General features: G+C 71.6%; 23 protein-coding genes. 14 read left to right on the top strand and 9 right to left on the bottom strand.

Translation table 11 applies throughout. The annotated features are described in order from the left end of the window. Positions 1-60: 60 nt before the first annotated feature. From rimO to ACFVXE_RS02720, 4 genes are all read left to right on the top strand, one after another. The gene (gene rimO, locus ACFVXE_RS02735; protein ID WP_389668481.1) at positions 61-1539 is read left to right on the top strand and encodes a 30S ribosomal protein S12 methylthiotransferase RimO; all 1479 of its coding nucleotides are present in this window, start codon (positions 61-63) and stop codon (positions 1537-1539) included. Beyond that, on the top strand, positions 1536-2249 hold the full coding sequence (gene pgsA, locus ACFVXE_RS02730; RefSeq protein WP_389668480.1) for a CDP-diacylglycerol--glycerol-3-phosphate 3-phosphatidyltransferase: 714 nt from the start codon (positions 1536-1538) through the stop codon (positions 2247-2249). Before rimO ends, pgsA begins: the two co-directional genes overlap by 4 nt. After that, positions 2246-2755 carry a CinA family protein gene (locus ACFVXE_RS02725; protein WP_389668478.1) on the top strand — a complete coding sequence of 170 codons (510 nt, stop codon included), beginning with the start codon at positions 2246-2248 and terminating at the stop codon, positions 2753-2755. Before pgsA ends, ACFVXE_RS02725 begins: the two co-directional genes overlap by 4 nt. A gap of 109 nt (positions 2756-2864) precedes the next feature. Then, the gene (locus ACFVXE_RS02720) at positions 2865-3248 is read left to right on the top strand and encodes a helix-turn-helix domain-containing protein (RefSeq protein ID WP_389668476.1); all 384 of its coding nucleotides are present in this window, start codon (positions 2865-2867) and stop codon (positions 3246-3248) included. 72 nt (positions 3249-3320) lie between these two features. On the opposite strand, the gene ACFVXE_RS02715 is transcribed toward ACFVXE_RS02720, so the two are convergent. Next, positions 3321-4667, bottom strand: a complete 1347-nt coding sequence (locus ACFVXE_RS02715; RefSeq protein WP_389668474.1) for a histidine-type phosphatase — start codon at positions 4665-4667, stop codon at positions 3321-3323. A gap of 397 nt (positions 4668-5064) precedes the next feature. On the opposite strand from ACFVXE_RS02715, the gene ACFVXE_RS02710 reads away from it, so the two are divergent. Then, a complete protein-coding gene (locus ACFVXE_RS02710; RefSeq protein ID WP_389668472.1) occupies positions 5065-5382 on the top strand; it encodes a hypothetical protein in 318 nt (105 codons plus the stop codon). A gap of 459 nt (positions 5383-5841) precedes the next feature. On the opposite strand, the gene ACFVXE_RS02705 is transcribed toward ACFVXE_RS02710, so the two are convergent. Both ACFVXE_RS02705 and ACFVXE_RS02700 read right to left on the bottom strand, forming a co-directional pair. Continuing rightward, the gene (locus tag ACFVXE_RS02705; protein WP_389668470.1) at positions 5842-6642 is read right to left on the bottom strand and encodes a DNA-formamidopyrimidine glycosylase family protein; all 801 of its coding nucleotides are present in this window, start codon (positions 6640-6642) and stop codon (positions 5842-5844) included. 90 nt (positions 6643-6732) lie between these two features. Next, a complete protein-coding gene (locus tag ACFVXE_RS02700) occupies positions 6733-11388 on the bottom strand; it encodes a DEAD/DEAH box helicase (protein WP_389668468.1) in 4656 nt (1551 codons plus the stop codon). A gap of 69 nt (positions 11389-11457) precedes the next feature. Here ACFVXE_RS02700 and ACFVXE_RS02695 point away from each other — a divergent pair, with 69 nt between their 5' ends. Genes ACFVXE_RS02695 through ACFVXE_RS02685 form a run of 3 tightly spaced genes read left to right on the top strand, consistent with a single transcriptional unit; the run spans position 11458 to position 13473 of the window. Further along, positions 11458-12333, top strand: coding sequence for an AraC family ligand binding domain-containing protein (locus ACFVXE_RS02695; protein WP_389668466.1), 876 nt, complete (start codon positions 11458-11460; stop codon positions 12331-12333). Positions 12334-12343: 10 nt separating this feature from the next. Further along, positions 12344-13171: an AzlC family ABC transporter permease gene (locus tag ACFVXE_RS02690; RefSeq protein ID WP_389668464.1), complete on the top strand. Its 828-nt coding sequence runs from the start codon at positions 12344-12346 to the stop codon at positions 13169-13171. After that, positions 13168-13473 (top strand): AzlD domain-containing protein, encoded by a 306-nt coding sequence (locus ACFVXE_RS02685; protein ID WP_389668462.1) that lies wholly within the window; start codon positions 13168-13170, stop codon positions 13471-13473. The genes ACFVXE_RS02690 and ACFVXE_RS02685 overlap by 4 nt, the downstream gene beginning before the upstream one ends. Positions 13474-13501: 28 nt before the next feature. Here the strand turns inward: ACFVXE_RS02685 and ACFVXE_RS02680 are convergent, their stop codons facing one another. Continuing rightward, the gene (locus ACFVXE_RS02680) at positions 13502-14416 is read right to left on the bottom strand and encodes a hypothetical protein (protein ID WP_389668460.1); all 915 of its coding nucleotides are present in this window, start codon (positions 14414-14416) and stop codon (positions 13502-13504) included. Between the two features lie 79 nt (positions 14417-14495). Between ACFVXE_RS02680 and ACFVXE_RS02675 the strand changes: the two genes are divergently transcribed. After that, positions 14496-14690, top strand: coding sequence for a DUF3046 domain-containing protein (locus tag ACFVXE_RS02675; RefSeq protein WP_389668458.1), 195 nt, complete (start codon positions 14496-14498; stop codon positions 14688-14690). 163 nt (positions 14691-14853) lie between these two features. Then, positions 14854-16017: an AI-2E family transporter gene (locus ACFVXE_RS02670; protein WP_389668512.1), complete on the top strand. Its 1164-nt coding sequence runs from the start codon at positions 14854-14856 to the stop codon at positions 16015-16017. Between the two features lie 37 nt (positions 16018-16054). On the opposite strand, the gene ACFVXE_RS02665 is transcribed toward ACFVXE_RS02670, so the two are convergent. Next, positions 16055-16939 carry an SDR family oxidoreductase gene (locus ACFVXE_RS02665; RefSeq protein ID WP_389668510.1) on the bottom strand — a complete coding sequence of 295 codons (885 nt, stop codon included), beginning with the start codon at positions 16937-16939 and terminating at the stop codon, positions 16055-16057. 292 nt (positions 16940-17231) lie between these two features. Between ACFVXE_RS02665 and recA the strand changes: the two genes are divergently transcribed. Together recA and recX are read left to right on the top strand one after the other, a co-directional pair. Beyond that, the gene (gene recA / locus ACFVXE_RS02660) at positions 17232-18368 is read left to right on the top strand and encodes a recombinase RecA (protein WP_389668456.1); all 1137 of its coding nucleotides are present in this window, start codon (positions 17232-17234) and stop codon (positions 18366-18368) included. Between the two features lie 3 nt (positions 18369-18371). Then, positions 18372-19085, top strand: coding sequence for a recombination regulator RecX (gene recX, locus ACFVXE_RS02655; protein WP_389668454.1), 714 nt, complete (start codon positions 18372-18374; stop codon positions 19083-19085). Positions 19086-19166: 81 nt separating this feature from the next. On the opposite strand, the gene ACFVXE_RS02650 is transcribed toward recX, so the two are convergent. Next, on the bottom strand, positions 19167-19805 hold the full coding sequence (locus ACFVXE_RS02650; protein WP_389668452.1) for a hypothetical protein: 639 nt from the start codon (positions 19803-19805) through the stop codon (positions 19167-19169). Between the two features lie 518 nt (positions 19806-20323). Here ACFVXE_RS02650 and ACFVXE_RS02645 point away from each other — a divergent pair. Both ACFVXE_RS02645 and ACFVXE_RS02640 read left to right on the top strand, forming a co-directional pair. Next, entirely contained in the window at positions 20324-20632 is a 309-nt protein-coding gene (locus tag ACFVXE_RS02645; RefSeq protein ID WP_389668450.1) for a hypothetical protein, read from the top strand. Next, positions 20629-23169: an FtsX-like permease family protein gene (locus ACFVXE_RS02640; protein WP_389668448.1), complete on the top strand. Its 2541-nt coding sequence runs from the start codon at positions 20629-20631 to the stop codon at positions 23167-23169. The genes ACFVXE_RS02645 and ACFVXE_RS02640 overlap by 4 nt, the downstream gene beginning before the upstream one ends. Positions 23170-23186: 17 nt before the next feature. Here the strand turns inward: ACFVXE_RS02640 and ACFVXE_RS02635 are convergent, their stop codons facing one another. From ACFVXE_RS02635 to ACFVXE_RS02625, 3 genes are all read right to left on the bottom strand, one after another. After that, positions 23187-23594 carry a rhodanese-like domain-containing protein gene (locus ACFVXE_RS02635; RefSeq protein WP_389668446.1) on the bottom strand — a complete coding sequence of 136 codons (408 nt, stop codon included), beginning with the start codon at positions 23592-23594 and terminating at the stop codon, positions 23187-23189. Beyond that, positions 23591-24124 carry a cysteine dioxygenase gene (locus tag ACFVXE_RS02630; RefSeq protein WP_389668508.1) on the bottom strand — a complete coding sequence of 178 codons (534 nt, stop codon included), beginning with the start codon at positions 24122-24124 and terminating at the stop codon, positions 23591-23593. The genes ACFVXE_RS02635 and ACFVXE_RS02630 overlap by 4 nt, the downstream gene beginning before the upstream one ends. 98 nt (positions 24125-24222) lie before the next feature. Then, positions 24223-24309, bottom strand: a complete 87-nt coding sequence (locus ACFVXE_RS02625) for a putative leader peptide (protein WP_311605579.1) — start codon at positions 24307-24309, stop codon at positions 24223-24225. Positions 24310-24341 lie beyond the last annotated feature (32 nt).

The raw sequence follows: 24341 nt of genomic DNA, 5'->3' as shown, positions 1-24341 counted from the left end.
CGCTGTCACAGGGAACCCTGCTCGGCGGGGCGAGTGCCAGGACAAAGTAGTCTTGAGCCCATGCCCGAACGCCGTACCGTCGCCCTTGTCACTCTTGGCTGCGCCCGTAACGAGGTGGACTCGGAGGAGCTCGCAGGCCGCTTGGCAGCGGACGGCTGGGAGCTCGTCGAGGACGCCTCCGACGCCGATGTAGCCGTCGTCAACACCTGTGGATTCGTCGAGGCCGCCAAGAAGGACTCCGTCGACGCACTCCTCGAAGCCAACGATCTGAAGGACCACGGCCGGACCCAGGCCGTGGTCGCCGTCGGCTGCATGGCCGAGCGCTACGGCAAGGACCTTGCCGAAGCCCTGCCGGAAGCCGACGGAGTCCTCGGATTCGACGACTACGCCGACATCTCCGACCGACTCCAGACCATCCTCAACGGTGGCATCCACGCCTCGCACACCCCGCGTGACCGGCGCAAGCTGCTGCCGATCAGCCCGGCCGAGCGCCAGGACGCCGCCGTGGCGCTGCCCGGGCACGCCCAGGAGGCCGCTCCGGCCCCCGCGGACCTGCCGGAGGGGGTTGCTCCGGTCTCCGGGCCGCGCGCCCCGCTGCGCCGCCGGCTGGGCACCAGCCCGGTCGCCTCGGTGAAGCTCGCCTCCGGCTGCGACCGCCGCTGCACCTTCTGCGCCATTCCGTCCTTCCGCGGCTCCTTCATCTCGCGGCGCCCCTCGGACGTACTGCAGGAGACCCGCTGGCTGGCCGAGCAGGGTGTGAAGGAGGTCATGCTGGTCTCCGAGAACAACACCTCGTACGGCAAGGACCTCGGCGACATCCGGCTGCTGGAGACGCTGCTGCCCGATCTTGCCGACGTCGACGGCATCGAGCGGATCCGGGTCAGCTACCTGCAGCCCGCAGAGATGCGGCCCGGGCTCATCGACGTGCTGACGTCGACGCCGAAGGTCGCCCCGTACTTCGACCTCTCCTTCCAGCACTCCGCCCCCGGGGTGCTGCGGGCGATGCGCCGCTTCGGTGACACCGACAGCTTCCTGGAGCTTCTGGAGACCATCCGCGGCAAGGCGCCGCAGGCCGGTGCGCGGTCGAACTTCATCGTCGGCTTCCCGGGGGAGACCGAGGCGGACCTCGCCGAGCTGGAACGCTTCCTCACGGGGGCCGGACTCGACGCCATCGGCGTCTTCGGGTACTCCGACGAGGACGGCACCGAGGCCGTCGGTTACGACAACAAGCTGGACGCCGACGTCATCGCCGAGCGTCTGGCGCACATCTCGCAGCTGGCCGAGGAGCTGACCTCACAGCGCGCCGAGGAACGCCTCGGGGAGTCGCTGCAGGTGCTGGTGGAGTCGGTCGACCCCACCGAGGACGAGCCGCGGGCCGTCGGGCGTGCCGCGCACCAGGCGCCCGAAACGGACGGCCAGGTGCTCTTCACCGCACGCGAGGGTCTTGTGCCGGGCCGTATGGTCGAGGCAAAGGTGGTGGGCACCGAGGGAGTGGATCTGGTGGCCGAGTGTTCCGAGTTTGCGGAGGTAGCCAGATGACCGGAGTCCCGGCATCCGCGGCAGGCGGTTCCGGCGCGAAGCCGGTCCGCGGCGGCAAGCTGGGCACTGCGGCCGTCAACCAGGCCAGCCTGTGGAACATCGCCAACCTCCTCACCATGGCGCGGCTGCTGCTCGTTCCCGGCTTCGTGGTCCTGCTGCTCCACAACGGTGGCTACGACCCCGCCTGGCGGTCCTTCGCCTGGGCCGCGTTCGCCGTCGCCATGATCACGGACCTCTTCGACGGGCATCTGGCGCGTACGTACAACCTGGTCACCGACTTCGGGAAGATCGCCGACCCGATCGCCGACAAGGCGATCATGGGAGCCGCCCTGATCTGCCTGTCGTACCTCGGCGATCTGCCGTGGTGGGTCACGGGCGTGATCCTCTTCCGGGAGATCGGCATCACGCTGATGCGGTTCTGGGTGATCCGGCATGCGGTGATCCCGGCCAGCCGCGGCGGAAAGATGAAGACGCTGGCGCAGGGGACGGCCGTCGGGATGTACGTCCTGGCGCTGACCGGGCCGCTCGCCACCCTGCGCTTCTGGGTGATGGCGGTGGCCGTCGTGCTGACGGTCGTCACCGGACTCGACTACGTGCGCCAGGCGGTCGTGCTGCGGCGCCAGGGGCTGGCGGCGGAGCGAGCCGCGGCGGCCGCCGAGAGGACCGCCGAGGCCGCCGCGGCCCGTGGTCCGGCGGAGGCCGAGCGGTGACTGCCGCGGCCAGGGTGCTGCAGCAGCTCGTGGAACGCGGTGAGACCCTCGCCGTCGCCGAGTCGCTGACCGGCGGCCTGGTCGCGGCGGAACTGACGTCCGTACCCGGAGCCTCGCACTCCTTCCGCGGGTCCGTCACGGCGTACGCGACGCCGCTCAAGCGCGAGGTGCTTGCCGTCGACGGAGCCCTGCTGACCGCCCGCGGCGCAGTGGATCCCGAGGTTGCGCGCCAGATGGCGATCGGTGTGCGACGGCTTCTCGGTGCAGACTGGGGTGTGTCCACCACCGGCGTCGCGGGGCCCGAGGCGCAGGACGGCAAGCCGGTCGGGACGGTTTACGTCGCGGTGGCGGGTCCTGACGGTGCGGAGAAAGTAACCGCGCTGCGGTTGAACGGCGACCGGACGGACATCCGTAGAGAGAGCGTACGGAGCGTGCTCGCACTGCTGTCCGGGGAACTCGGCGAGAATGCGAGCGCACAGGATACGGAACAGAACGGGGGGAATTGATGTTTGCAGCCCTGAGTGAACACGACATCGCTCCCCGCACGGCCGCAGCGCGAGGCGGTACGGTGGGGCGTGAAGGATGCGGCTACGCGGTCCGAGGAGGGAGCCACCGATGATTCTGCTCCGTCGCCTGCTTGGTGACGTGCTGCGTCGGCAGCGCCAGCGCCAAGGCCGTACTCTGCGCGAAGTCTCCTCGTCCGCCCGAGTCTCGCTCGGTTATCTCTCCGAGGTGGAGCGGGGGCAGAAGGAGGCATCCTCCGAGCTGCTCTCCGCCATTTGCGACGCGCTTGACGTACGGATGTCCGAGCTCATGCGTGAAGTGAGCGATGAACTGTCGCTGGCTGAGCTGGCCGAGTCGGCAGCGGCCAGTGATCCGGTGCCGGCGCCGGTACGTCCGATGCTCAATTCGGTTTCCGTGACGTCGGTGGCAGGTGTGCCGACGGGACGGGTGACGATCAAGGCGCCCGCCGAAGCGGTGGATGTCGTCGCTGCCTGACCCGCACGGTCCGGTGTGATCCGGAGAGCCCCGTCCGACCCCCTTCTGCGGGGTCGGACGGGGCTCTTCTGTTCAGGACGCGGTCCGCCCGAAGCACCGCTTCAGCTCGTCCACGTCGTAGAAGTAGCTGCCCCTCGACACCGGCGCGCAGCCCTGCTTGAACGCGGTCTGCTTCTCGTTGTAGAGCATCCGCACCAGATACCTGCTCCCCTTCCGGAACAGGTCCCACTGGATGTTCGCGGCCATCGGAGCCACCGACGAGCCCCGCCACGGGTTGTCTTCGTAGGTGTACGGCCGGGTCTGCGACACCTGCTGCGTACTGCCCGGCAGCTTCATGAGCGCGGCCAGCGGGATGATCTCCTCCGCGTGGGTGAACCGCAGCTCCGCGCCCAGATCGCCGGTTCCCGCCCGCTTGTCGTCGATCTTTGCGAAGAAGTCGTCGAGCAGGACGTTTGCCATCCGGTAGGTGATGTCGCTGCCCGTGAAACCCGGTCCCTTCTCGTAGAAGTCCTCCGCGTCGCTGAGGTAGGCGAACCAGGCGGCATCGCGCGGCGCGATGTAGCGCCGCATGTTCCAGTCGCCTTCGTCGCTCATCGTCGGAGCGATGCTGTAAAGGGCGTAGACCGCTTGCGCGGCTTCGACGTCGGTGCCGATCGAGGCGAATTCGCCGGCCGAGATCCGGTCGGCGAATTCGGGCTTGAAGATCTTCCTCAGCACGTTGCGGGCCGCGCGGTGCGTGGCGGGCTGGTCGGTGATCTTCCGAAGAGTGGCGGAGAGCCGCTCGTCGTTCTCGATGTAGTCGCGGTACTCGGCGCCGCCCGCCGATTTGTGGAAGTAGAGCAGGTCCGGGTCGGTCCTGGCGGGGCCGATGAGCGGCTTCAGCGCCGGATCGTTCTCGGTGAGAGCTGCGGCGAAAATGTTGCCGCTGTCCACCGCGCGGTCCTTGCCGGAGCTGACGACATCGATCCGCTCACCATCCTCGGCGATCCGCGAGAACAGGCCCGGAAGCCGCTGCTGCATCCGCGCGGCGGTGTCCTGGATCTCCCGTTTGCCGCGGCCGCTGAGGTTTCCGTAACCGCTTCCGGCCATCGCGTCGAGCAGCGCCTGCGTCTCGCCGCCGAACCGTATCCCGTCGCGGGTGAGCGCGTCCTCGCTCTTCGCCTCGTTCCACAGTGCGAGGATCAGGTCCCCGTCCTCGCTGCTGGTCGCCGCGCGCGAACCGTGACGGGCGACGGTCTCGGTGAACACCGGGACGAACCCCCGGGGTGCCTGCTCGTACCTCCGTATGTCCTGCTGCGGCGCGTACGGCGTCTTCGTCGCATAGCTGCCGGATCCGCTGCTGTGGGCCAGCGCCGGCAGGGGCGAGGTCAGCACCACGGAGACGGCGAGGGTCAGCGCGGCGGCGGTTCGTCTCTTCATGTGTTCACCGGTTCGGTCAGGTGCAATACGGGTGGCCAGCCGCATGCTCGTCGGCCGAGATGAACGCCGCGCGACACCGAAATGACGTGCGATGCGCCGTCCGCTGCCTCGGGCAGGGGCGATGGCGCCGGTTCTGGATGCGGCTCCGGTGGTCCCGGGCGAGACTGCAAGGGAGAAAGCCACGGTCACCAAGATCACGCAATGCTGAAGCGGTATCCGTCCGGAGAGCTGCTTCATGCCACAGGCCGGGCCGCGACCCGCGACCGAGCCCCCGGTACACACCGGGGGTGGCGTCGTGGGTCACGGTATCCGTCTGTGACGCGCACGCCGGTACGGAGCCGGTGCGCCCACCCGCCGGGTGATCGGGCCGGACGGGGTTCGGCCGGAGGAGGCAGCCATGGTGCGGCGGTGGGCGCCCGCGCTCGTTCTCGGTGGGGTGTGGTGGTGGGCCGTACTCCGGCTGGTGCTTCAGCCGGAACATGCCGGGTTGGTCGAGGGAGCGGTCATGGCCGGCGGGTGGGGACTGAGCCTGCTGCCCGTACATGTGGCCGCAGCGGCCCGGCCTGCCGGCGCCGACGGGACCGCTGGGGAAGAGGCGGGGACCGGCGGCGTGGCCGAATGGCGCGCGACCGGGCTGCGCCTGGCCCGGACGGCGTGGCGCACTGCCAGGGCATGGCGATACCGCCGCCCGGGCGGCGGTTCCGACCGGTCATGACGGCAAAGACCCCGGCTGCGCGACCTGTGGACGACAGCATCGAGCTCACCCGACCGGCCGAACGGGACGTCCGTACCGTCGCTCCCGCTTGAGGTCCTCGCCCGGTGGCATCCCGGACGGCTGGACGGTCCCCTGCCACGCGCGCGCCGTCGCGAGGCGGGCCATGGGCGTACGCAGGCGGCCGGCGACGGTGGTCAGGATGCCGTCCCGGCCGCCGCGGCGAGCGCGATTCCGAGCCGACTGCGGTCCGTGACATCGAGCCGGCGGGTGTGGGGTTCACCACCCGCGGCGGAGATCGTTCACGGGTCTGCGGCAGGCACCCGACCTGCGGGTGGAGCGCGAGGGGGAGCCTGCCGGGCCCCGTCCACGGTGCCGGGGACGCATGCGAGGCGGGCCCGTGCCGCCGTGCGCGAGACGGGGTGGCCCGGGCCCGCCTCACCGGAGGTGACGAAGTGTCGACTAAGGGGTGGGGCCCGACTGGCAGCGAGGGCACCAGAAAGCGGGGCGGGTGTCCTGCTCCGCCCTGCGGATGGGGGTGCCGCACCGCAGGCAGGGGCGGTGGGTCCTGCCGTAGACCCAGAGACGCTCACGGGGGCCGTAGCCGCGCGGGCGTGTACCGGTGGTCGTGCGGTCCGGGCGGTCGCGGTTGGCTTCGAGGAGCTGCTTGGCCGTGGTGACCAGACGGACCATGGTCGAGGCCGGCAGCTCACCCACCGGGAGCCAGGGGGTGGCGCGCGCCAGAAAGCAGAGTTCGGCCTTGTAGACGTTGCCGATGCCGGCCAGATTGCGCTGGTCGAGGAGGGCCTCGCCGAGGGGCCGGACGGGATCGGCCAGCAGGTTGCGCAGCGCGGTGTCGGGATCCCAGCCGGGACCCAGCAGGTCGGGCCCTAGGTGTCCGACGGCCTTCTCCTCGTCGGCTGTGCGGAGGAGTTCGAGGACGGGAAGACGGTATCCGACTGCGGTGTGACGGGCGGTGGAGAGGACCGCGCGGATCTGGTGGGCCGGGCCACCCCTCCAGCGCTCGCCCGGGGTGTAGACGCGCCAGGCACCCTCCATGCGGAGATGGCTGTGCAGGGTGAGCCCGCCCTCGATCCGGGTGAGGAGATGCTTGCCGCGCGGGGTGACGTCGAGAACCGCCCGGCCGGTGAGGTCAGCGGTGGCGAACCGGGGGACGCGCAGGTCGGAATGGGTGAGGACGTCACCGGCCAGCGCGGAGTGCAGCCGTACGGCGGTCTGCAGGACGGTGTCTCCTTCGGGCATACCTCCATGATGCGTGGTGCCGGAGCGGCGCGGGCGAGGGGCGCACGGCCGTGTGGGTTCGGAGGCGGGTGAGCCGGGTGGCGCACGGAATCAGGCGCGCAGACGCAGTCCCCTCGGGGTGGCGTGGAAACCGGCTGCCTCCAGCGTGCGCCCCAGCGGCGAGGTCAGGGACGAGGCGCCGTTGGTGCGCTCCACCGTGACGGTGCCGAGCGACCCCGCGCGGGCCGCGGCGGCCAGCGCCTCGGCCGCCGCCCGGAGCGCGGGGTCCTCCGGGTCGGCCGGCCAGGCGAGCAGCGTCTTGCCGCCACGCTCCATGTACAGCGTCAGCTCGCCGTCGACCAGGACCACCAGGGCGCCCGCCTTTCGGCCCGGCCGGTGTCCGGCACCGTCCGGCGGCTCGGGCCAGGGCAGGGCCGCGCCGTACGCATTGGCCGGGTCGGCGGCGGCGAGAACGAGCGCGCGGGACGCCGCGCCGGGTTCGGCACGGTCACGGGCGGTGGACGCGGCCCTGAGCCGGTCGACCGCGCCGTCCATGGCGAACTGGGCCGCCCCCAGCCCCTCGACGACGTAGCCGCGGCGCGCCTGTCCGTTGTCCTCGAAGGCGGCGAGGATGCGGTACGTCGCGGCGAACCCGCCCTCGACCCCTTCGGCCTGGACCGCGCCGCGGGTCACCACACCATGACGGTCCAGGAGGGTACGCGCCAGGGCGTGCGCGCGGTGCGTGGGGTCGGGCTCGGCGGTGGGCAACAGCGACCAGCGGCCTGACACGGTGGGCGGTCCGGTGCGCGACGCGGGGCGGGCCGTCGCGGTGAGTGAGCCGTAACGGCCGCGCGGGACGGTGCGCTTGGCGCGGTGGGCGGTCGATCCCGCCGTGCGTCCGGAGCCGAGGAGTGAACGCAGTGGGGCCAGCGTGTCGTTGGTCAGCCGGCCGGACCAGGTCAGGTCCCAGAGCGCGTCGGCCAGTTGAGGATCGGTGCAGTCCGGGTGGGTGGTGGCGCGGACCTGATCGGCGATCTGGCGGAAGAAGAGGCCGTAACCGCCGGTCAGGGCGGTCAGGACGGACTCGTGCAGTGCGCTGAGTTCGAGAGGGTGCGGCGGCGGGAGGAGCAGGGGGGCGCTGTCCGCGAGATAGAGGGACAGCCAGCCGTCCTTGCCGGGCAGGGCACCCGCGCCCGCCCAGACCACTTCGCCGGTGGTGGTGAGCTCGTCGAGCAGTGCGGGGGTGTACCCCGCGATGCGCCCCGGCAGGATGAGCTTCTCCAGCGCCGAAGCGGGGACAGGCGCACCCTGCAACTGCTCGATGGCGCGGGCCAGTCCGTCGATTCCGCGCAGGCTGCTGCTCCCGATATGCTGCCACTGAGGAAGGAACCCGGCGAGGGCGGCGGGCGGGACCGGCTCCAACTCCTGGCGGAGTGCGGCCAGCGAACGGCGGCGGAGCCGGCGCAGGACCGTCGCGTCGCACCACTCCTGGCCGATGCCGGCGGGGTGGAACTCCCCCTGGACGATCCGGCCGGACGCGGCGAGCCGTTGCAGCGCGCCGTCCGTGACCGAGGTCCCGAGACCGAAGCGAGTGGCGGCCTCGGCGGAGGTGAACGGCCCGTGCGTACGGGCGTAGCGGGCGAGGAGGTCACCGAGCGGATCCTTCACCGGTTCGGTGAACGCCTCCGGGACACCGACCGGGAGGGCGGTACCCAGCGCGTCCCGCAGCCGGCCCGCGTCCTCGATCGCCGCCCAGTGGTCGGCTCCGCCGATCCGCACCTGGATGGCCCGGCGTGCCGAGGCCAGCTCCGAGGCCCAGGGCCGCTCGGCGCCGCGTTCGGCCAACTCGGCGTCGGTGAGCGGGCCGAGGACGCGGAGCAGGTCGGCGACGCCTTCGACGTCCTTGATCCGGCGGTCCTCGGTCAGCCACTGGAGCTCCTGCTGCAGCTCGCCGAGCACCTCGGCGTCGAGCAGCTCGCGCAGTTCCGCCTGGCCGAGGAGTTCGGCGAGCAGATGGGAGTCGAGCGAGAGGGCGGCCGCCCGCCGTTCGGCCAGCGGCGAGTCGCCCTCGTACAGGAACTGCGCGACGTAGCCGAAGAGGAGCGAGCGGGCGAAGGGCGAGGGCTCCTGGGTGGTCACCTCGACCAGACGGACGCGCCGCGCTTCGAGATCACCCATCAGTTCCACGAGCCCGGGGACGTCGAAGACGTCCTGAAGGCATTCGCGGACCGCTTCGAGAACGATCGGGAAGGAGCCGAACTCGGAGGCGACCTGGAGCAGTTGGGCCGCACGCTGGCGCTGCTGCCAGAGCGGCGTGCGCTTTCCGGGGCTGCGGCGGGGCAGCAGCAGCGCACGCGCCGCGCACTCGCGGAACCGGGAGGCGAACAGGGCCGAACCGCCGACCTGGTCGGTGACGATCTGGTTGATCTCGCCCTGGTCGAAGGCGACATCGGCGGCGCCGACAGGCGGCTCCTCGCTGTCGTACGGTGCGGCGCGCGGGGCAGCCGGCTCCCGGACCGGGTCATCGGCCGGATCGAAGTCCAGGAGGTCCAGGCCCATCATGTCGGTGTCGGGAAGCCGCAGCACGATGCCGTCGTCGGCATGCATGACCTGGGCGTCCATGCCGTACCGCTCGGCCAGGCGCGCGCTCAGCGCGAGCGCCCACGGGGCGTGGACCTGCGCGCCGAACGGGGAGTGCACGACCACCCGCCAGTCGCCCAGCTCGTCGCGGAACCGCTCGACGAGGATGGTCCGGTCGTCCGGGACGTGGCCGCACGCGGCGCGCTGTTCGCCGATGTACGACAGGACGTTGTCGGCGGCCCAGGTGTCGAGACCGGCGGCGAGCAGCCGGGACCTGGCGTCCTCGGGCGACAGGGCACCGACCTCGCGGAGGAACGCGCCGAGCGCACGGCCGAGTTCCAGGGGGCGGCCCAGTTGGTCGCCCTTCCAGAACGGCAGCCGCCCGGGAACGCCGGGGGCGGGCGACACCAGGACCCGGTCGCGGGTGATGTCCTCGATCCGCCAGGACGTGGTGCCCAGCGTGAAGACGTCGCCGACCCGGGACTCGTACACCATCTCCTCGTCCAGCTCGCCGACCCGCCCGCCGCCCTTCTTGGGGTCGGCGCCGGCGAGGAAGACCCCGAAGAGCCCCCGGTCGGGGATGGTGCCGCCCGAGGTGACGGCGAGCCGCTGGGCACCGGGCCGGCCCGTGACCGTGCCGGCGACGCGGTCCCAGACCACGCGTGGACGCAGCTCGGCGAAGGCGTCGGACGGATAGCGGCCGGCCAGCATGTCCAGCACGGCGGTGAACGCCGACTCCGGGAGGGAGGCGAAGGGGGCCGCACGGCGGGTCACCGACAGCAGATCGTCCACCTGCCAGGTGTCCAGGGAGACCATGGCGACGAGCTGCTGAGCCAGCACGTCCAACGGGTTCGACGGGATCCGGAGCGCCTCGATCGAACCCGTGCGCATCCGTTCGGTCACCACCGCCGCCTGCACCAGGTCACCACGGTACTTGGGGAAGACCACCCCGGTGGAGACCGCACCGACCTGGTGCCCGGCGCGGCCGACCCGCTGCAGACCGGAGGCGACCGACGGCGGCGACTCCACCTGGACCACCAGCTCGACGGCGCCCATGTCGATGCCGAGCTCCAGACTGGAGGTGGCGACCACGGCCGGCAGCCGGCCGGCCTTGAGGTCCTCCTCGACCTGGGCACGCTGCTCCTTGGAGACCGAACCGTGGTGGGCACGGGCGAGCAGGGCGGGGGCGCCCTTCGCCGCACCGGACTCGGCCATGATCTCGGCGGGGGAGTGGGCCTCCGGCAGCGTCTCGCCGGTGGCCCGCTCGTACGCGATCTCGTTGAGCCGGTTGCACAGCCGCTCCGCGAGACGGCGGGAGTTGGCGAAGACGATGGTGGAGCGGTGCGCCTGGACGAGGTCGGCGATCCGCTCCTCGACATGCGGCCAGATCGACGGCTTGTCCGCCTGGCCCGCCTGATCCGGGTCGGCGGCGGGGGAGCCGCCGAGCTCGCCCAGATCCTCCACCGGCACGACGACCGAGAGGTCGAACTCCTTGGTGGACGGCGGCTGGACGATCTCCACCTTCCGCTGCGGGGAGAGGAACCGTGCCACCTCGTCGACCGGGCGCACGGTCGCCGACAGGCCGATCCTGCGCGCGGGACGCGGCAGCAGCTCGTCGAGCCGTTCTAGCGACACGGCGAGGTGGGCGCCCCGCTTCGTACCGGCGACGGCATGCACCTCGTCCAGGATCACCGTCTCGATTCCTGACAGGGCCTCGCGCGCGGACGACGTCAGCATCAGGAACAGCGACTCGGGGGTGGTGATCAGGATGTCCGGCGGGCGGGTCGCCATCGAGCGTCGCTCGGCGGGAGGGGTGTCGCCCGACCGGATACCCACTCGCACGTCGGGCTCGGGAAGCCCGAGGCGCACCGATTCCTGGCGGATGCCGGTCAGCGGCGAGCGGAGGTTGCGCTCCACATCGACCGCGAGGGCCTTGAGGGGCGACACGTACAACACACGGCAGCGCTTCTTCGCCTCGGCGGGCGGCGGTACGGCCGCCAGCCGGTCCAGCGCGGCGAGAAACGCGGCGAGTGTCTTGCCCGATCCGGTGGGCGCGACGACCAGGACGTCCGAACCTTCGCCGATCGCCCGCCAGGCGCCCTCCTGCGCGGACGTCGGCGCACTGAAGGCACCCGCGAACCAGCTGCGGGTGGCGGGGGAGAACGAATCGAGCGCGGAGCCGGCCATGTCCCCCATCGTGCACCCGGCCACTGACAACGGACGGTCACAGCGTTCGGTGCCTGAGAGAATCCGGGTATGGCGGCGCTTTCGGCCCCGGCTTCCGCGTCGGGCGAGTGGGCGAGGCACTGGCAGTACGCGGAACTGCCCGACCTCGATCTGCTGCGTGCCCGGTACGTCCGTCACACCTTCCCCCGCCACAGCCACGAGGGCTACGTCTTCGGCACCGTCACGCGGGGCGTCGAGGACGTCGGACTGCCGGGCCGGACCGTGCACGCGGGCCCCGGCACCGTCGTCATGATCAACCCTGAGGTACCGCACACCGCCCGGGCGGGGGACCCCGACGGCTGGGTGTACGCCACGTTGTACCCCTCCACGCAAGTGATCGACGACGTCGCGGCCGACACCACCGGCCCGCGCGGCACGGTCGGGTTCTCCGAGGCCTGCGTCGTGGATCCGGAGGCCTCCCGGCTCATCGGCGAGGTGCACCGGGCGGCCGAGGAGGGCAACGCGCTCGCCGCCGACAGCGTGCTGCGGATCCTGGTCGCGCGGCTGCTCAGCCGTCATGGCACCGTTCTGCCCACTCGCGCGCCCCGGTCGGCCGGCGCCCGGGACGCGGAGCGGGCGCGCGCGGTGCTGGAGAGCAGGATGGCCAGGCCGCCGACGCTCAACGAGCTCGCCGCCGAACTCGGCGCCAGCCCGTTCGCCCTGCTGCGGGCGTTCAAGAAGCAGTACGGGATGCCGCCGCACACCTGGCTCACCGACGCGCGGGTACGGCGTGCGCGGCGGATGCTCGACGCCGGCGTCGCACCGGCGGTCGCCGCGGCCGAGGTCGGCTTCACCGATCAGCCGCACCTCAACCGTCATTTCACCCGGATCGTGGGTGTGCCACCCGGCGCCTACCAGCGCGAACGCGCAAGAACGTACAAGACGGGTCCCGATTTGTACGCGTAACGTTCCGGGCGTGGCAGAACAGACAGCATCCCCAGAAAGACTCGGCACGACAGTGGAAACAGCCGACGCCGGGACGGTCGGCGGCGGCGTGTCCGGCGGCGGGCGGACCGGCGGCGAGGCGAAGCCGGACGCAGCCGTCATCCGTGACGCACTCGGTGTCGGCATAGCCGTGGGGCTCTCCGGCTTCGCCTTCGGCGTCACCTCGGCAGGCTCCGGCTTGAGCCTGCTCCAGACCTGTGCGCTCAGCCTCCTCGTCTTCACCGGCGCCTCGCAGTTCGCGCTGGTGGGCGCCCTCGCAGCGGGCGGCAATCCGTACACCGCCGCCGCCGGGGCCTTCTTCCTCGGCGTCCGCAACGCCTTCTACGGTCTGCGGTTGTCACAGCTGCTCGCACTCCCGCGCGCGGTGCGGCCGCTCGCCGCACAGTGGGTCATCGACGAGACGACCGCGGTGACGCTGCCCCAGCCCACCAGACGGGCCGCACGGATCGGCTTCACCGTCACCGGTCTCACCCTGTACGTGCTGTGGAACCTGACCACGCTGCTGGGATCGGTGGGCGCCAAGGCGCTCGGCGACACCGACACCTGGGGGCTGGACGCCGCGAGCCCCGCCGTCTTCCTCGCCCTGCTCGCGCCCATGCTGAAGAGCACCACGGAGCGCGTCACCGCGGCGCTCGCCGTTCTGCTCGCGCTCGGACTGCTCCCGGTGCTGCCCGCCGGGGTGCCGGTGCTGCTCTCCGCACTCGCCGCACCTGCGGTCCTTTTTCTGACCGGACGCCGGACCGGATCACCCGGTGACAGCCCGGCCAAGGACGCGACCACCACGGAGAACGCCCGATGAACGTATGGATGGCCATCGCCCTCACCGCCGTCGGCTGCTATCTGGCGAAACTGCTGGGACTGCTGGTTCCCGCGGGCGCGCTGGAACGCCCGGTCGTGCAGCGCCTTGCCGCGCTCCTGCCGGTGGCGCTCCTGGCCGCCCTCACGGCGCAGCAGACCTTCGGTGACGGTCAGCAGCTGGCGCTCGACGCCAGGGGTGCGGGGCTTGCCGCCGCGGCGCTCGCACTGGTGCTGCGCGCCCCCTTCCTGGTGGTGGTGGGGGCCGCCGTGGTCGTGACGGCAGGAGTGCGCGCGCTCGGATAGCCGGCGTGCCATGGAGTCCCGGGTGGCCTCAGCCGAGACTGCGCCCGTGGGCCCGCAGGGTCAGCAGCGCCTTGAGCGTCACGATCGGGCGGCCCTCCAGAGCGGTGCCCGGCGCCCACTGGCGCCAGGTCACCGGCCAGCCGCCGTCGTCCTGCTGCTCCGCCGCCAGATGGTCGAGCGAGCGTTCCAGTTCCTCGTCGGTGAACCAGTGGCGGGCAAGCGATTCGGGAGTGCGGGCGTAGTCGTACGGGAAGTGCTGCTCGCCCGGCGCGTACCCGGGCGCCACCGGGTACTCCGCGCGCCGTTCCGGGTCCAGTACGGCCAGCCGCTGTTCCCGTACCAGCCGCCCGAGGCGGTCCGCCGCGGCCTCCGCCCGGGACCGGTCCGGAGCGCCGTCCAGGAAGGCGACCGCCGCCTCGATCTCGTACGGATGCGACGTCCGGAGCGCGTCGACCGCCGTCCAGCAGAAATCCGTGGCCCTGAAGAGCCAGGCGTGCCACACCGCGTTGCGGTGCAGCAGCCCGACGACGGGACCGGTGGCCAGCAGCTCGGCCGGAGGATCTTCGACGACCGGGATGAACGGCGCGGCCGGGTAACCGCGCTGCGTGGCGAGGAGCGCCGGCAGGGCCCCCTCCTTGGTCGACACATCGGTCAGGAAGCGGCAGATCCGCTCCACCCGCAGACCGTTGCAGCGCCCGATGGAGTCGAGGACGCTCAGTGCATGGGCGGTGTGCAGGGGCTGGCTGACGGGGCCGCGCAGATCGGGTTCAAGAGCGTGCCCGTAGCCGCCGTCCTCGTTGAGATGGGCGGCGAGCGCCGTCTCCACGGCGTCTGCGCTCCCGTCCAGGAAATGGTGGGCGAAGCGCCGCTGTTCGAGGACACGGGCCGTGAGCCAGATGAACTGCTCGGCGCGGTTGAGGGGGCTTACTCCTGTTCCAGCCATGGACCGACCGTAGGCCGGTGGACCCTCTCGGCGAGGCATAGCGGCCCGGCTGCACTCTCAGGAGCGGGATACTGATGTCATGCGGTTGACGATTTTCTGGGAACGGATGGCGGACCACTTCGGTGCGGGGTACGCCGACTCCTTCGCCCGCGACCATGTGATGGCCGAGCTCGGCGGGCGTACGGTGCACCAGGCGCTGGCTGCGGGCTGGGAGGCCAAGGACGTGTGGCGCAGTGTCTGCACGGCGGTCGGCATCCCCGCCGACAAGCGCTGACGGCCGGCTCGGCCTCCGGGGCGGGCGGCCGACAGTCGTATCCGTAGGCGAGACTGGGTCCGTGGCACCGACAGACGAGACAGACCAGACCCAGCAGCCCATCGCCCCGCCCCTCCCGCCGGCTGTGCCACCGGCCCGGCCGTCCGGCACCGGACCGGCCCGGATGCCGGCCTGGCTGCCGCGCGCCATGGTTCTTGCCCTGGCGCTCTACGCCTGTTTCCGACTGGGAAGCTGGGCATTCGACCAGCTCATCGGATTGTTGATCAATGTGCTGATCGCCTTCTTCCTGGCGCTCGCCATAGAGCCGGCGGTGAGCCGGATGTCGGCGCGGGGCGTGCGCCGCGGTCTGGCCACTTTCCTGGTCTTCCTCGTGGTCCTGATCGGCGGCGCCGGATTCGTCGTGCTGCTCGGCTCGATGCTGGCCGGCCAGATCGTCGACATGGTCGAGGGCTTCCCCGCATACCTCGACTCGGTGATCAACTGGGTCAACCAGAGCTTCCACACCAAGCTCTCGCGCCTCGAGGTGCAGGACAGCCTGCTGCACTCCGACTGGCTGCAGAAGTACGTCCAGAACAGCGCGACCGGCGTGCTCGACATCTCGACCACCGTGCTCGGCGGACTCTTCCGGCTGCTGACGATCTTCCTGTTCTCCTTCTACTTCGCGGCCGACGGCCCGCGGCTGCGCCGCGCCCTGTGCTCGGTACTGCCACCCGCCAGGCAGGCCGAAGTGCTGCGCGCCTGGGAGATCGCGGTCGACAAGACCGGCGGCTATCTCTACTCGCGCGGGCTGATGGCGCTCATCTCCGGGATCGCGCACTACGTCCTGCTGGTGATCCTCGGCGTGCCGTACGCGCCGGCGCTCGCGGTCTGGGTCGGCCTCGTCTCGCAGTTCATCCCCACGATCGGTACGTATCTGGCAGGCGCCCTGCCGATGCTGATCGCGTTCACCATCGACCCCTGGTACGCCGTGTGGGTGCTCGGATTCGTCGTGGTCTACCAGCAGTTCGAGAACTACGTCCTGCAGCCCAAACTCACCTCGAAGACCGTCGACATCCATCCGGCCGTCGCCTTCGGCTCGGTGATCGCCGGGACGGCGCTGATGGGTGCCGTGGGCGCGCTGATCGCGATCCCGGCCGTCGCCACGCTCCAGGCGTTCCTCGGTGCCTATGTGAAGCGCTACGACGTGACGGACGACCCGCGGGTGCACGGCCGCCGCCAGCGGCGGCGCGGCGATTCGGTGCTCTCGCGGCTGCGTCGCGCGAGCGGTGCTCCCCGGAACGGCGGCGTCGACGCCCAGGGGCCCCACGTCCCGGAGCAGCGGAGCTGAGACGGCCGGCCGCGGTGGACCGGCGGCCGCGTCGGGTTCAGCGGTAGCCGGTCACGTCGGCCGGCCGGCCCGCGTCCTGGACCTCGGGGACGTATCTCCAGGCGTCGGGCCGGCTCCCGTCCAGATCGGTGAAGCCGTAGACCTGTGACAACTGCCCGCTGGACAGCGACCGGCCGTTCCAGCGCGCCACCTCCGGGTCCTGCGCGAGGGCGGCCACGGCGCGGCCGACGAAGGCAGGGCTCTCGGAGATGGCGAAATGCGGCACGCGGGCGACCGCGTCGCGCCAGTTCGCCTCGGTGACGCCGTAGGCGTCGAGCATGGCCTCGGACCGCAGCCAGCCGGGCGTGAGCGACACCGCGGTCCCGCCGTGGGGCTTCAGCTCGTGCGCCAGGGCGAACGCCATCCGGTTCACCGATGCCTTGGCCAGGTCGTAGAAGAAGGAGACCCGGTAGTGGGCGGCGTTGTACTCGTCCGTTCCGTCGGTCACCTCGACGACCAGGCCGCCGGGTTGCTCGATGAGGAGCGGCAGCGCGAAGTGACTGGTGACGGCGTGGGTGTCGACGGCGAGACGCAGGGTGTGCAGCCCGGTGTCCAGGGAGGACTCCCAGACGGGCTTGTCCCACTCGATCCGGGCTCCCCAGATGTCGTTCACGAGTACGTGCAGGCAGCCGTGGTCCCGCCGGATGCGCGCCACGAGCGCGCCGACCTCCGAGGGCACGAGATGGTCCACCCGGACCGGAATCCCGTGGCCGCCCGCCTCGTCCACGAGGGCCGCGGTCTCTTCGATGGTCTCCGGACGGTTCATCTCCGACCGCCGGCCCCCGGTCGTCCGCCCGGTGACGTAGACGGTCGAGCCGATCGCCCCCAACTGAACGGCGATACCGCGGCCCGCACCTCGCGTGGCACCGGCGACCAGAGCCACTCTCCCTGTCGGTGATGTCCCCATAAGGCCGGAATCTAGCATGGCGCCGACCATGTCTCCTTGACTCCCTGAATCCGGGGTGCTAGGGCGCTACTCTGGGGGCACGTCGGTCCGGCGTGGTGCGCTTGACACCAAAATCGAACATCCATTCTCATGGGATTCCGGCCGGGTTTTCCCCGGGTCCGACCGTGGCGTTGTCCACAGGCCGGGAGGACGTCGAGGCCCATTGTCAGTGGCAGGGGTTAGCGTCTTTGACGTGAAGCGATCGACTCAAGCAAATCGGGTGGAACCCATGGCAGGAAACGACCGCGAGAAGGCGTTGGACGCCGCGCTCGCACAGATTGAACGGCAATTCGGCAAGGGTGCGGTGATGCGCCTCGGCGAGCGGCCGAACGAGCCCATCGAGGTGATCCCCACCGGGTCGACCGCGCTCGACGTCGCTCTCGGCGTCGGCGGCCTGCCGCGCGGCCGCGTGGTGGAGGTCTACGGACCGGAATCCTCCGGTAAGACGACGCTGACGCTGCACGCGGTGGCGAACGCGCAGAGGCTCGGCGGCTCGGTGGCCTTCATCGACGCGGAGCACGCACTGGACCCCGAGTACGCGAAGAAGCTCGGCGTCGACATCGACAACCTCATCCTGTCCCAGCCGGACAACGGTGAGCAGGCACTCGAGATCGTGGACATGCTGGTCCGCTCGGGCGCTCTCGACCTGATCGTCATCGACTCCGTCGCGGCGCTCGTGCCGCGTGCGGAGATCGAGGGTGAGATGGGCGACTCGCATGTGGGTCTGCAGGCCCGGCTGATGAGCCAGGCCCTCCGTAAGATCACCAGCGCGCTCAACCAGTCCAAGACCACCGCGATCTTCATCAACCAGCTCCGCGAGAAGATCGGCGTGATGTTCGGCTCCCCGGAGACCACGACCGGTGGCCGGGCGCTGAAGTTCTACGCATCGGTGCGCCTGGACATCCGTCGCATCGAGACGCTGAAGGACGGCACCGACGCGGTCGGCAACCGCACCCGCGTCAAGGTCGTCAAGAACAAGGTCGCGCCGCCGTTCAAGCAGGCCGAGTTCGACATCCTCTACGGCCAGGGCATCAGCCGTGAGGGCGGCCTGATCGACATGGGTGTGGAGCACGGCTTCGTGCGCAAGGCGGGCGCCTGGTACACGTACGAGGGCGACCAGCTCGGCCAGGGCAAGGAGAACGCCCGCAACTTCCTCAAGGACAACCCCGACCTGGCCAACGAGATCGAGAAGAAGATCCTCGAGAAGCTGGGTATCGGCGTCAGGCCGGAGGCGGCCCCGGCCACCGAGCCGGGTGCGGACGCGGCGGGCGGCGCTGCGACTGCGGCTGCGGCCGACGGCGCGAAGTCGGTGCCCGCTCCGGCCGGCAAGGCCAAGCCGGCCAAGGCTGCGGCGGCCAAGAGCTAGACCGTGACACGTCGTACGGAGTGGCCGGACAGCGCTGCCGACCCCGGATCCGCCACCGGACGCACGGCCGGGTCCACGCCCGCATACGAGCCGGAGGCCGGCCTCGGTCACGGGGGCGGCTCGGGCGGCGGATTCGGTGAGGATACGGGCCGACGCGCCCGTTCCCGCTCCAGGAGCGGCGGCTCCCCTTCCTCGTCGAGGGCCGAGAAGGGGGAGCCGCGAGACCCGGTCGAGCAGGCGCGCAACATCTGCCTGCGGTTGCTCACCGGGACTCCGCGCACGCGTAAGCAGCTTGCGGATGCCCTGCGCAAGCGGGAGATCCCCGACGAGGCCGCCGAAGAGGTGCTGTCCCGCTTCGAGGATGTCGGACTGATCGACGACGCGGCGTTCGCGGACGCCTGGGTGGAGTCCCGGCACCACGGACGGGGGCTCGCCCGTCGCGCTCTCGTCCGGGAGTTGCGTACGAAGGGCGTGGACTCGGCGGTGATCGACGAGGCCGTCGGGCAGCTCGACACCGAACAGGAGGAGGAGACCGCCCGCGAGCTCGTCGCGCGCAAGCTGCGCTCCACCCGGGGCCTGGACCGCGACAAGCGGCTGCGGCGCCTGGCGGGAATGCTCGCGCGCAAGGGATACGGGGAGGGCATGGCCCTGCGCGTGGTGCGCCAGGCGCTGGAGGAAGAGGGCGAGGACACCGAAGGGCTGGACGAGCCGTTCTGAGGGTGTCCCGGTCGGGGCGTACGCACAACGGGAACCGGGGAGGGGCGGCCGGAATCGCCGCGCGGCGGGGAGGTGTGGGGGTCACTGCCCGGCATGCGAAGCGCGACGGATGGCGGCGTCCAGCAGGGCCACGGCGTCCGCCGCGGTGCGGCCGGGATGACGGTTCCAGGGGCCGATGAGGCCGGTCCAGCCCATGGAGCGCAGTTCGGCGACGATCCAGGCGCCGGCCCGGTCGACGGTGTCGAGAGAGCCGTAGCCCAGGCGGTGCGCGGTGAGAAGTGCGCCGCAGATGCACCGGGCGCCGCGGGCGTTCCGCAGACGGTACGGGGTGTTCTGCCAGCCCCATTCGGTCAGGATCTGCCGCGCGTAGCCGAGATGGGTGGAGGGTCGCAGCTCGGGCTGCCCGATGCGACGCCAGGCGTGGAAACGGTCGGGGAGGGCCGCGCCGAGCCGTCCGGGCAGGGGGCGCTCGGGGGGTGCGGCCGGTGGCGTCGAGCGGACCGATTCGGCGATCAGCCGGTCGACCGGTACGGACAGCAGGTCACGCCAGTCGGCAGGGTGTCGGTCCGGCGGCTGCGGTGCGCCGGCGGGCTGGACGGGGCGGACCGGTTCGGGGGTGGTGATGCCCCAGCCCGTGACGATCTGCTGCCAGGCCTCCGTGTCATGGAGGCGGGTGGCCTGGCGGTCGAGCTGGTCAGGGGTGAGGGCGGTGGTCGGCATGGGCGGGTGTCTCCGTCATATCGGTCCTAGGGTATTGAGGCGAATGTCCGCCTTGAGGTGAAATTTCCCCACCGGGGTGAGGCGTTCGGGTGTGTCGGGGCGGATCCGGGGGACAGGGGGAGCCGCCGCCGGGGGTAAGCCCCCCGCACGAAGACGCGGGCACGCTCCAGTGCACAGGTGTCTGTGCGCAGAGCAGTGTGTGACGCATGGCAGAGAAGCCCGGTGGTACCGAGATCGCAGGGCTGGCCGCTCTCGGCGCGCTCGCCCAGCCGCGACGCCCGGAGATTCTCCAGCACCTCACCCGAACGGCCCCGCGACATCCGCGATCCTTGCCCGCGCCCTGGGGCTGAACACCGGGGCCACCAGCTATCACCTGCGTGAACTGGCCCGGTACGGCTTCGTGGAGGACGCCCACGGCCGACGAACCGTGTGCGCGGCGGGTGAGGTGGTGGCAGGCCGTACCGGGTGACCGGCGTTTCCCGCCCCGGTCCCGCCGGAGCCCCGGGGTGCGGCTCGTCATGGACGAGCTGGATCGCCGTGCGTACGCCGCCGACCTCGCCCTCTTCGAGCGGCTCCAGCGCGACAGCGGCCAGCCGGACGAACAGGACGAGTGGATCGACGCGTTCCCCTACTCGCGCGGTTCCATCCGGCTCACCCTCCCTGAACTCCGGGCGTTCTTCGAGGAGTACATCGCCCTCATGAACCGCTACAAACGACCCGACGCCCGCACCCCGCCGGGCGCCCGCACCGTGCACACCCGGCGGCTCGCCTTCCCGGCCCCGGACCTCGCGGGCATCGACGACAGAAGAGAGACGGACGCGTCATGATGCTGCGCTACGCCCTGCGGACGATCCGGGCCCGCAAGGGCGGCTTCCTCGGTGCCCTGCTCGCCCTGATGTGCGCCGCCGCCCTCATCACCGCCTGCGGCACGCTGCTGGAGACCGGCTTGCGCGGAAGGATCGCCACCGAGCGGTATGCCGCGGCCCCGCTCGTCGTCTCCGCAGATCAGAACGTCCACCGGACCACCGTCAAGCGCAAGGGTGATGGGAGGACGAAGATCAAGCACAAGGCGAAGCCCGTGGCCGAGCGTGCCTGGCTTCCCGCGGCCACCGCCGACCGGATCCGGCACCTGAGCGGTGTACGGAAGGTGGTCCCGGAACTCACCTTCCTCGCCGAGCCCGTCGTCCGGGCCGCCTCCCGGTCCTCGGTGCCTTCGTACGGACACTCCTGGGCCTCCGCCTCCCTCACGCCGTTCGCACTCGTCGTAGGCCGCGCCCCTGCCTCCGCCCACGACGTGGTGATCGACCGCGGTCTCGCCGAGCGGGCCGGTCTGGGGCCCGGAGACCGGCTCACCGTGCAGTCCACCGGAGCTCCCCGCTCCTACCGCGTCAGCGGCGTCGCGGCCCCGGCCCACCGCGGTGACCTGCGGCTGCAGAGTTCCCTCTTCTTCTCCGGCGCCGAGGCCGGGCGCCTTGCCGCCCGCCCCGGCCAGGTCACCGCCCTCGGTGTGGTGCCCGCGCCCGGCACCGACCCCGCCCCGCTGAGGCGGCAGGTGGAGCAGGCACTGGAAGGCACCACCGCCCAGGTGGCAACGGGGGACGACCGTGGGCCCGTCGAATTCCTGGACGCCGCCGGCGCCCGTGTCATGCTCGTCTCCATGGGCGGCGCGATGGGCGGCACCTCGCTCCTCGTGGTGGTCGGCACCTTCGCGCTCACCATCCAGCAGCGCCACCGCGAACTGGCCCTGCTGCGCGCCATCGCCGCCACCCCGCGCCAGGTCCGGCGCCTGCTCGGCCGTGAGGCGCTGCTCGTCGGAGCCGTGGCCGGTGTACTCGGCTCGCTCGCCGGACTGCCCCTCGCCACCTGGCTGTACGGTCGATTCATCGACATGGGTGCGATCCCCGCCTCGCTGCAGCGCATCGCGGGCATCTTCCCGGCCCTCGCCGCGGCGGCCGTCACGCTGCTCGGCGCCTGGGCGGCCGCCAGGATCTCCGGCCACCGGATCACCCGAATCCGCCCTGCCGAGGCCATGGCCGAGTCCGCGGTCGAGCGCGGGCGCCCGGCCCCGGTCCGGACCGTCGCAGGTCTGGCGCTGCTTGCCGGTGGCGGAGCCCTCGTGGCCGTACTGAGCAGCCTCCGCACCGAGGCGGCCTCGACGCCCGTCACCTTCCTGGCCGTCGTGGTGCTGGCCACGGCGGTGTCGCTGCTCGGTCCGCTCCTCGTCCGGTGGGCGGCGGCGCTGCTCTCCGGGCCGCTCCGCGCGGCAGGTTCCGGCGGCGCTCTCGCCACCGCGAACATCCGTGGAAACTCCACCCGGATGGCCGCCGTAGTCACTCCGCTCACCCTGCTCATCGGCATGACCTGCACGGTTCTCTTCGTCCCGCCCACGCTCGGGGACGCCGCCCGCGCCCAGGCACGCGAAGGCATCCGTGCCGGCTGGGTCCTCACCGCGCAGGGCCCCGGTGGCCCCTCCGCGGCCGCCGAGGCCGTGCGTACGACTCCCGGTGTCACGGCCGCCACCGAGGTCGTACGGACCACGGTCAGGGTCGGCCTCGACAAGTTCACGGCCCAGGGAGTCACCCAGGCAGGCCTCTCCCGCACCTGGGATCCGGAGGTGACCAGCGGTTCACTCGCCGGTTTCGCCGCCGGTCCCGGCACCGCCGCAGTCAGCGAACTCGCCGCCGAACGGCTGGGGCTGCACCCCGGCAGTACGCTGGAACTGCATCTCGGCGACGGCACACCCGCCGCCCTCACCGTCGCCGCCGTCCACGTCCGCGGCCACGGATTCGGCGACCTGACCCTGCCTCACGACCTCGTCGCCCGTCACATCGACAACCCCCTCGCCGCCACGGTCCTCGTTGCCGGGCACAGCGGCCGGGGGCGTCTCACCGCCGCGCTGCGGAAGTTCCCCGGCGTCGCCGTGCTCACCCCAGCCACCGCCGACCGGCTGCAGGCGGACCGGCAGCAGGCGAACGCCGAGGTCAACTACCTTGTCATGGGCCTGGTCCTGGCCTTCACCGCGATCGCGGTCGTCAACACCCTGGCCATGTCGGTGTCCGAGCGGATCAGGGAGTTCGCCATGCTCCGGCTGGCAGGCGCCACCCGCCGCCAGGTGCTGCGGATGCTCCGTATCGAAGCCCTGTCGGTTCTGCTGATCGCAGCCGTCCTCGGCAGCGGCATCGCCCTCGCCGTACTGACTGCCTTCAGTATCGGCATGACCGGCGGCGAGGGGCCCGCCGTGCGGCCCCTGGTGTACGCGACGGTGCTGGGTGCTGCCGCGGTGCTGGCTCTGGCCGCCTCGGCACTGCTGGGCCGGCTCGCACTGAAGATCAGCCCGGTGGAGGCGGTGACGTCCAGGCAGTGACCCCGCGGCGCTGCGCGTCAGTCGTCGACGGGCAGCCCCGCCGCCCGCCATGCCTGGAAACCGCCGATCAGATCGGTCGCCCGGTGCAGCCCCAACTGCCGCAGGGACGCGACGGCGAGACTCGACGCGTAGCCCTCGTTGCAGACCACCACCACCCGCAGGTCATGGCTGACCGCCTCCGGCGCGCGATGGCTTCCGCGCGGGTCGAGCCGCCACTCCAGTTCGTTGCGCTCGACGACCAGCGCCCCGGGGATCAGCCCGTCCCGGTCGCGCAGCGCCGCGTAGCGGATGTCCACCAGCAACGCTCCGCAGGCCGCGGCTTCGGCCGCCTCGTGCGGACCCATCCGGTCGAACCCGGCCCTGACCCGCTCCAGCAGCTCGTCGATCCCCACCCGCTCCGCACCGGTCCTGCGCCCGTCGCTCACTGCCAGTCCTCCGGACGCTCGATGTGCTCGAGGCGGAGCACCGCCCCCGTACGGCTGTAGCGCCGGATCCGCGGCAGCGGCGGATAGTACGCATGGACGGAGACCGCGTGCTCGGTGGCGGACTCGTTCAGCACTTCGTGGACATGGTGCCGGCCGAAAGCCCGCCCCTGACCGGCCGTCAACGTCCGTGACCGGTCGATACCTTCGGTCAGTTCGAGGGTCTTCCAGCCGTCGGTGGGCAGTCGCGCCGCGAGCGACAGTTCCGTGAGCGCGCCGGCCGCGGTGGTGAATGCGCCGATCGAGTCGGCATGGTCGTGCCAGCCGGTGCCGGTGCCGGGCGGCCAGCCGATCAGCCACGCCTCGCAGCCACCGGGCCCGTCGAGCCGGATCCAGGTGCGGCCCTCGGGATCGAGGGGGAGCGAGGAGGTGAGACCGGCGTCCGCAGCCGTGCGGCGGACGAAGTCGAGCAGCTCCGCGGCGGTCGGACCGGCACCGGGACGGGTGTCCGGACCGGCGGCGGACGGGTGCACGGAGGGTGGGGGAGAGGCTGACACAGGGACCGTCCCGGGAGTTCGCACGTGACGCCCGGCGTACGACAGAGCGCACACCGCGGCAGGGAGAGGGCGATTCAGCAGGACGGGCGACACACGCAGCCCGCATAGCGGACGAGGTCCATATGGACCCTCCGCCACAGGCGCACATCGGTGTCGGTCATGTTCCGGAGTAGACCACGTGCGCCCGCAGCGG

Source organism: Streptomyces sp. NPDC058231 (assembly GCF_042882275.1).
GTDB lineage: Bacteria > Actinomycetota > Actinomycetes > Streptomycetales > Streptomycetaceae > Streptomyces.
Note: the sequence above shows the minus strand (reverse complement) of the source record. Positions and strands in the feature narration are given on the sequence as shown.

Excerpts from the sequence above, each read along its gene's own strand:
- rimO (WP_389668481.1), top strand. The coding sequence starts at position 61 with ATGCCCGAACGCCGTACCGTCGCCCTTGTCACTCTTGGCTGCGCCCGT.
- pgsA (WP_389668480.1), top strand. The coding sequence starts at position 1,536 with ATGACCGGAGTCCCGGCATCCGCGGCAGGCGGTTCCGGCGCGAAGCCG.
- ACFVXE_RS02720 (WP_389668476.1), top strand. The coding sequence starts at position 2,865 with ATGATTCTGCTCCGTCGCCTGCTTGGTGACGTGCTGCGTCGGCAGCGC.
- ACFVXE_RS02715 (WP_389668474.1), bottom strand. The coding sequence starts at position 4,667 with ATGAAGAGACGAACCGCCGCCGCGCTGACCCTCGCCGTCTCCGTGGTG.
- ACFVXE_RS02710 (WP_389668472.1), top strand. The coding sequence starts at position 5,065 with ATGGTGCGGCGGTGGGCGCCCGCGCTCGTTCTCGGTGGGGTGTGGTGG.
- ACFVXE_RS02705 (WP_389668470.1), bottom strand. The coding sequence starts at position 6,642 with ATGCCCGAAGGAGACACCGTCCTGCAGACCGCCGTACGGCTGCACTCC.
- ACFVXE_RS02700 (WP_389668468.1), bottom strand. The coding sequence starts at position 11,388 with ATGGCCGGCTCCGCGCTCGATTCGTTCTCCCCCGCCACCCGCAGCTGG.
- ACFVXE_RS02695 (WP_389668466.1), top strand. The coding sequence starts at position 11,458 with ATGGCGGCGCTTTCGGCCCCGGCTTCCGCGTCGGGCGAGTGGGCGAGG.
- ACFVXE_RS02685 (WP_389668462.1), top strand. The coding sequence starts at position 13,168 with ATGAACGTATGGATGGCCATCGCCCTCACCGCCGTCGGCTGCTATCTG.
- ACFVXE_RS02680 (WP_389668460.1), bottom strand. The coding sequence starts at position 14,416 with ATGGCTGGAACAGGAGTAAGCCCCCTCAACCGCGCCGAGCAGTTCATC.
- ACFVXE_RS02675 (WP_389668458.1), top strand. The coding sequence starts at position 14,496 with ATGCGGTTGACGATTTTCTGGGAACGGATGGCGGACCACTTCGGTGCG.
- ACFVXE_RS02670 (WP_389668512.1), top strand. The coding sequence starts at position 14,854 with ATGCCGGCCTGGCTGCCGCGCGCCATGGTTCTTGCCCTGGCGCTCTAC.
- recA (WP_389668456.1), top strand. The coding sequence starts at position 17,232 with ATGGCAGGAAACGACCGCGAGAAGGCGTTGGACGCCGCGCTCGCACAG.
- ACFVXE_RS02650 (WP_389668452.1), bottom strand. The coding sequence starts at position 19,805 with ATGCCGACCACCGCCCTCACCCCTGACCAGCTCGACCGCCAGGCCACC.
- ACFVXE_RS02645 (WP_389668450.1), top strand. The coding sequence starts at position 20,324 with ATGGACGAGCTGGATCGCCGTGCGTACGCCGCCGACCTCGCCCTCTTC.
- ACFVXE_RS02640 (WP_389668448.1), top strand. The coding sequence starts at position 20,629 with ATGATGCTGCGCTACGCCCTGCGGACGATCCGGGCCCGCAAGGGCGGC.
- ACFVXE_RS02625 (WP_311605579.1), bottom strand. The coding sequence starts at position 24,309 with ATGACCGACACCGATGTGCGCCTGTGGCGGAGGGTCCATATGGACCTC.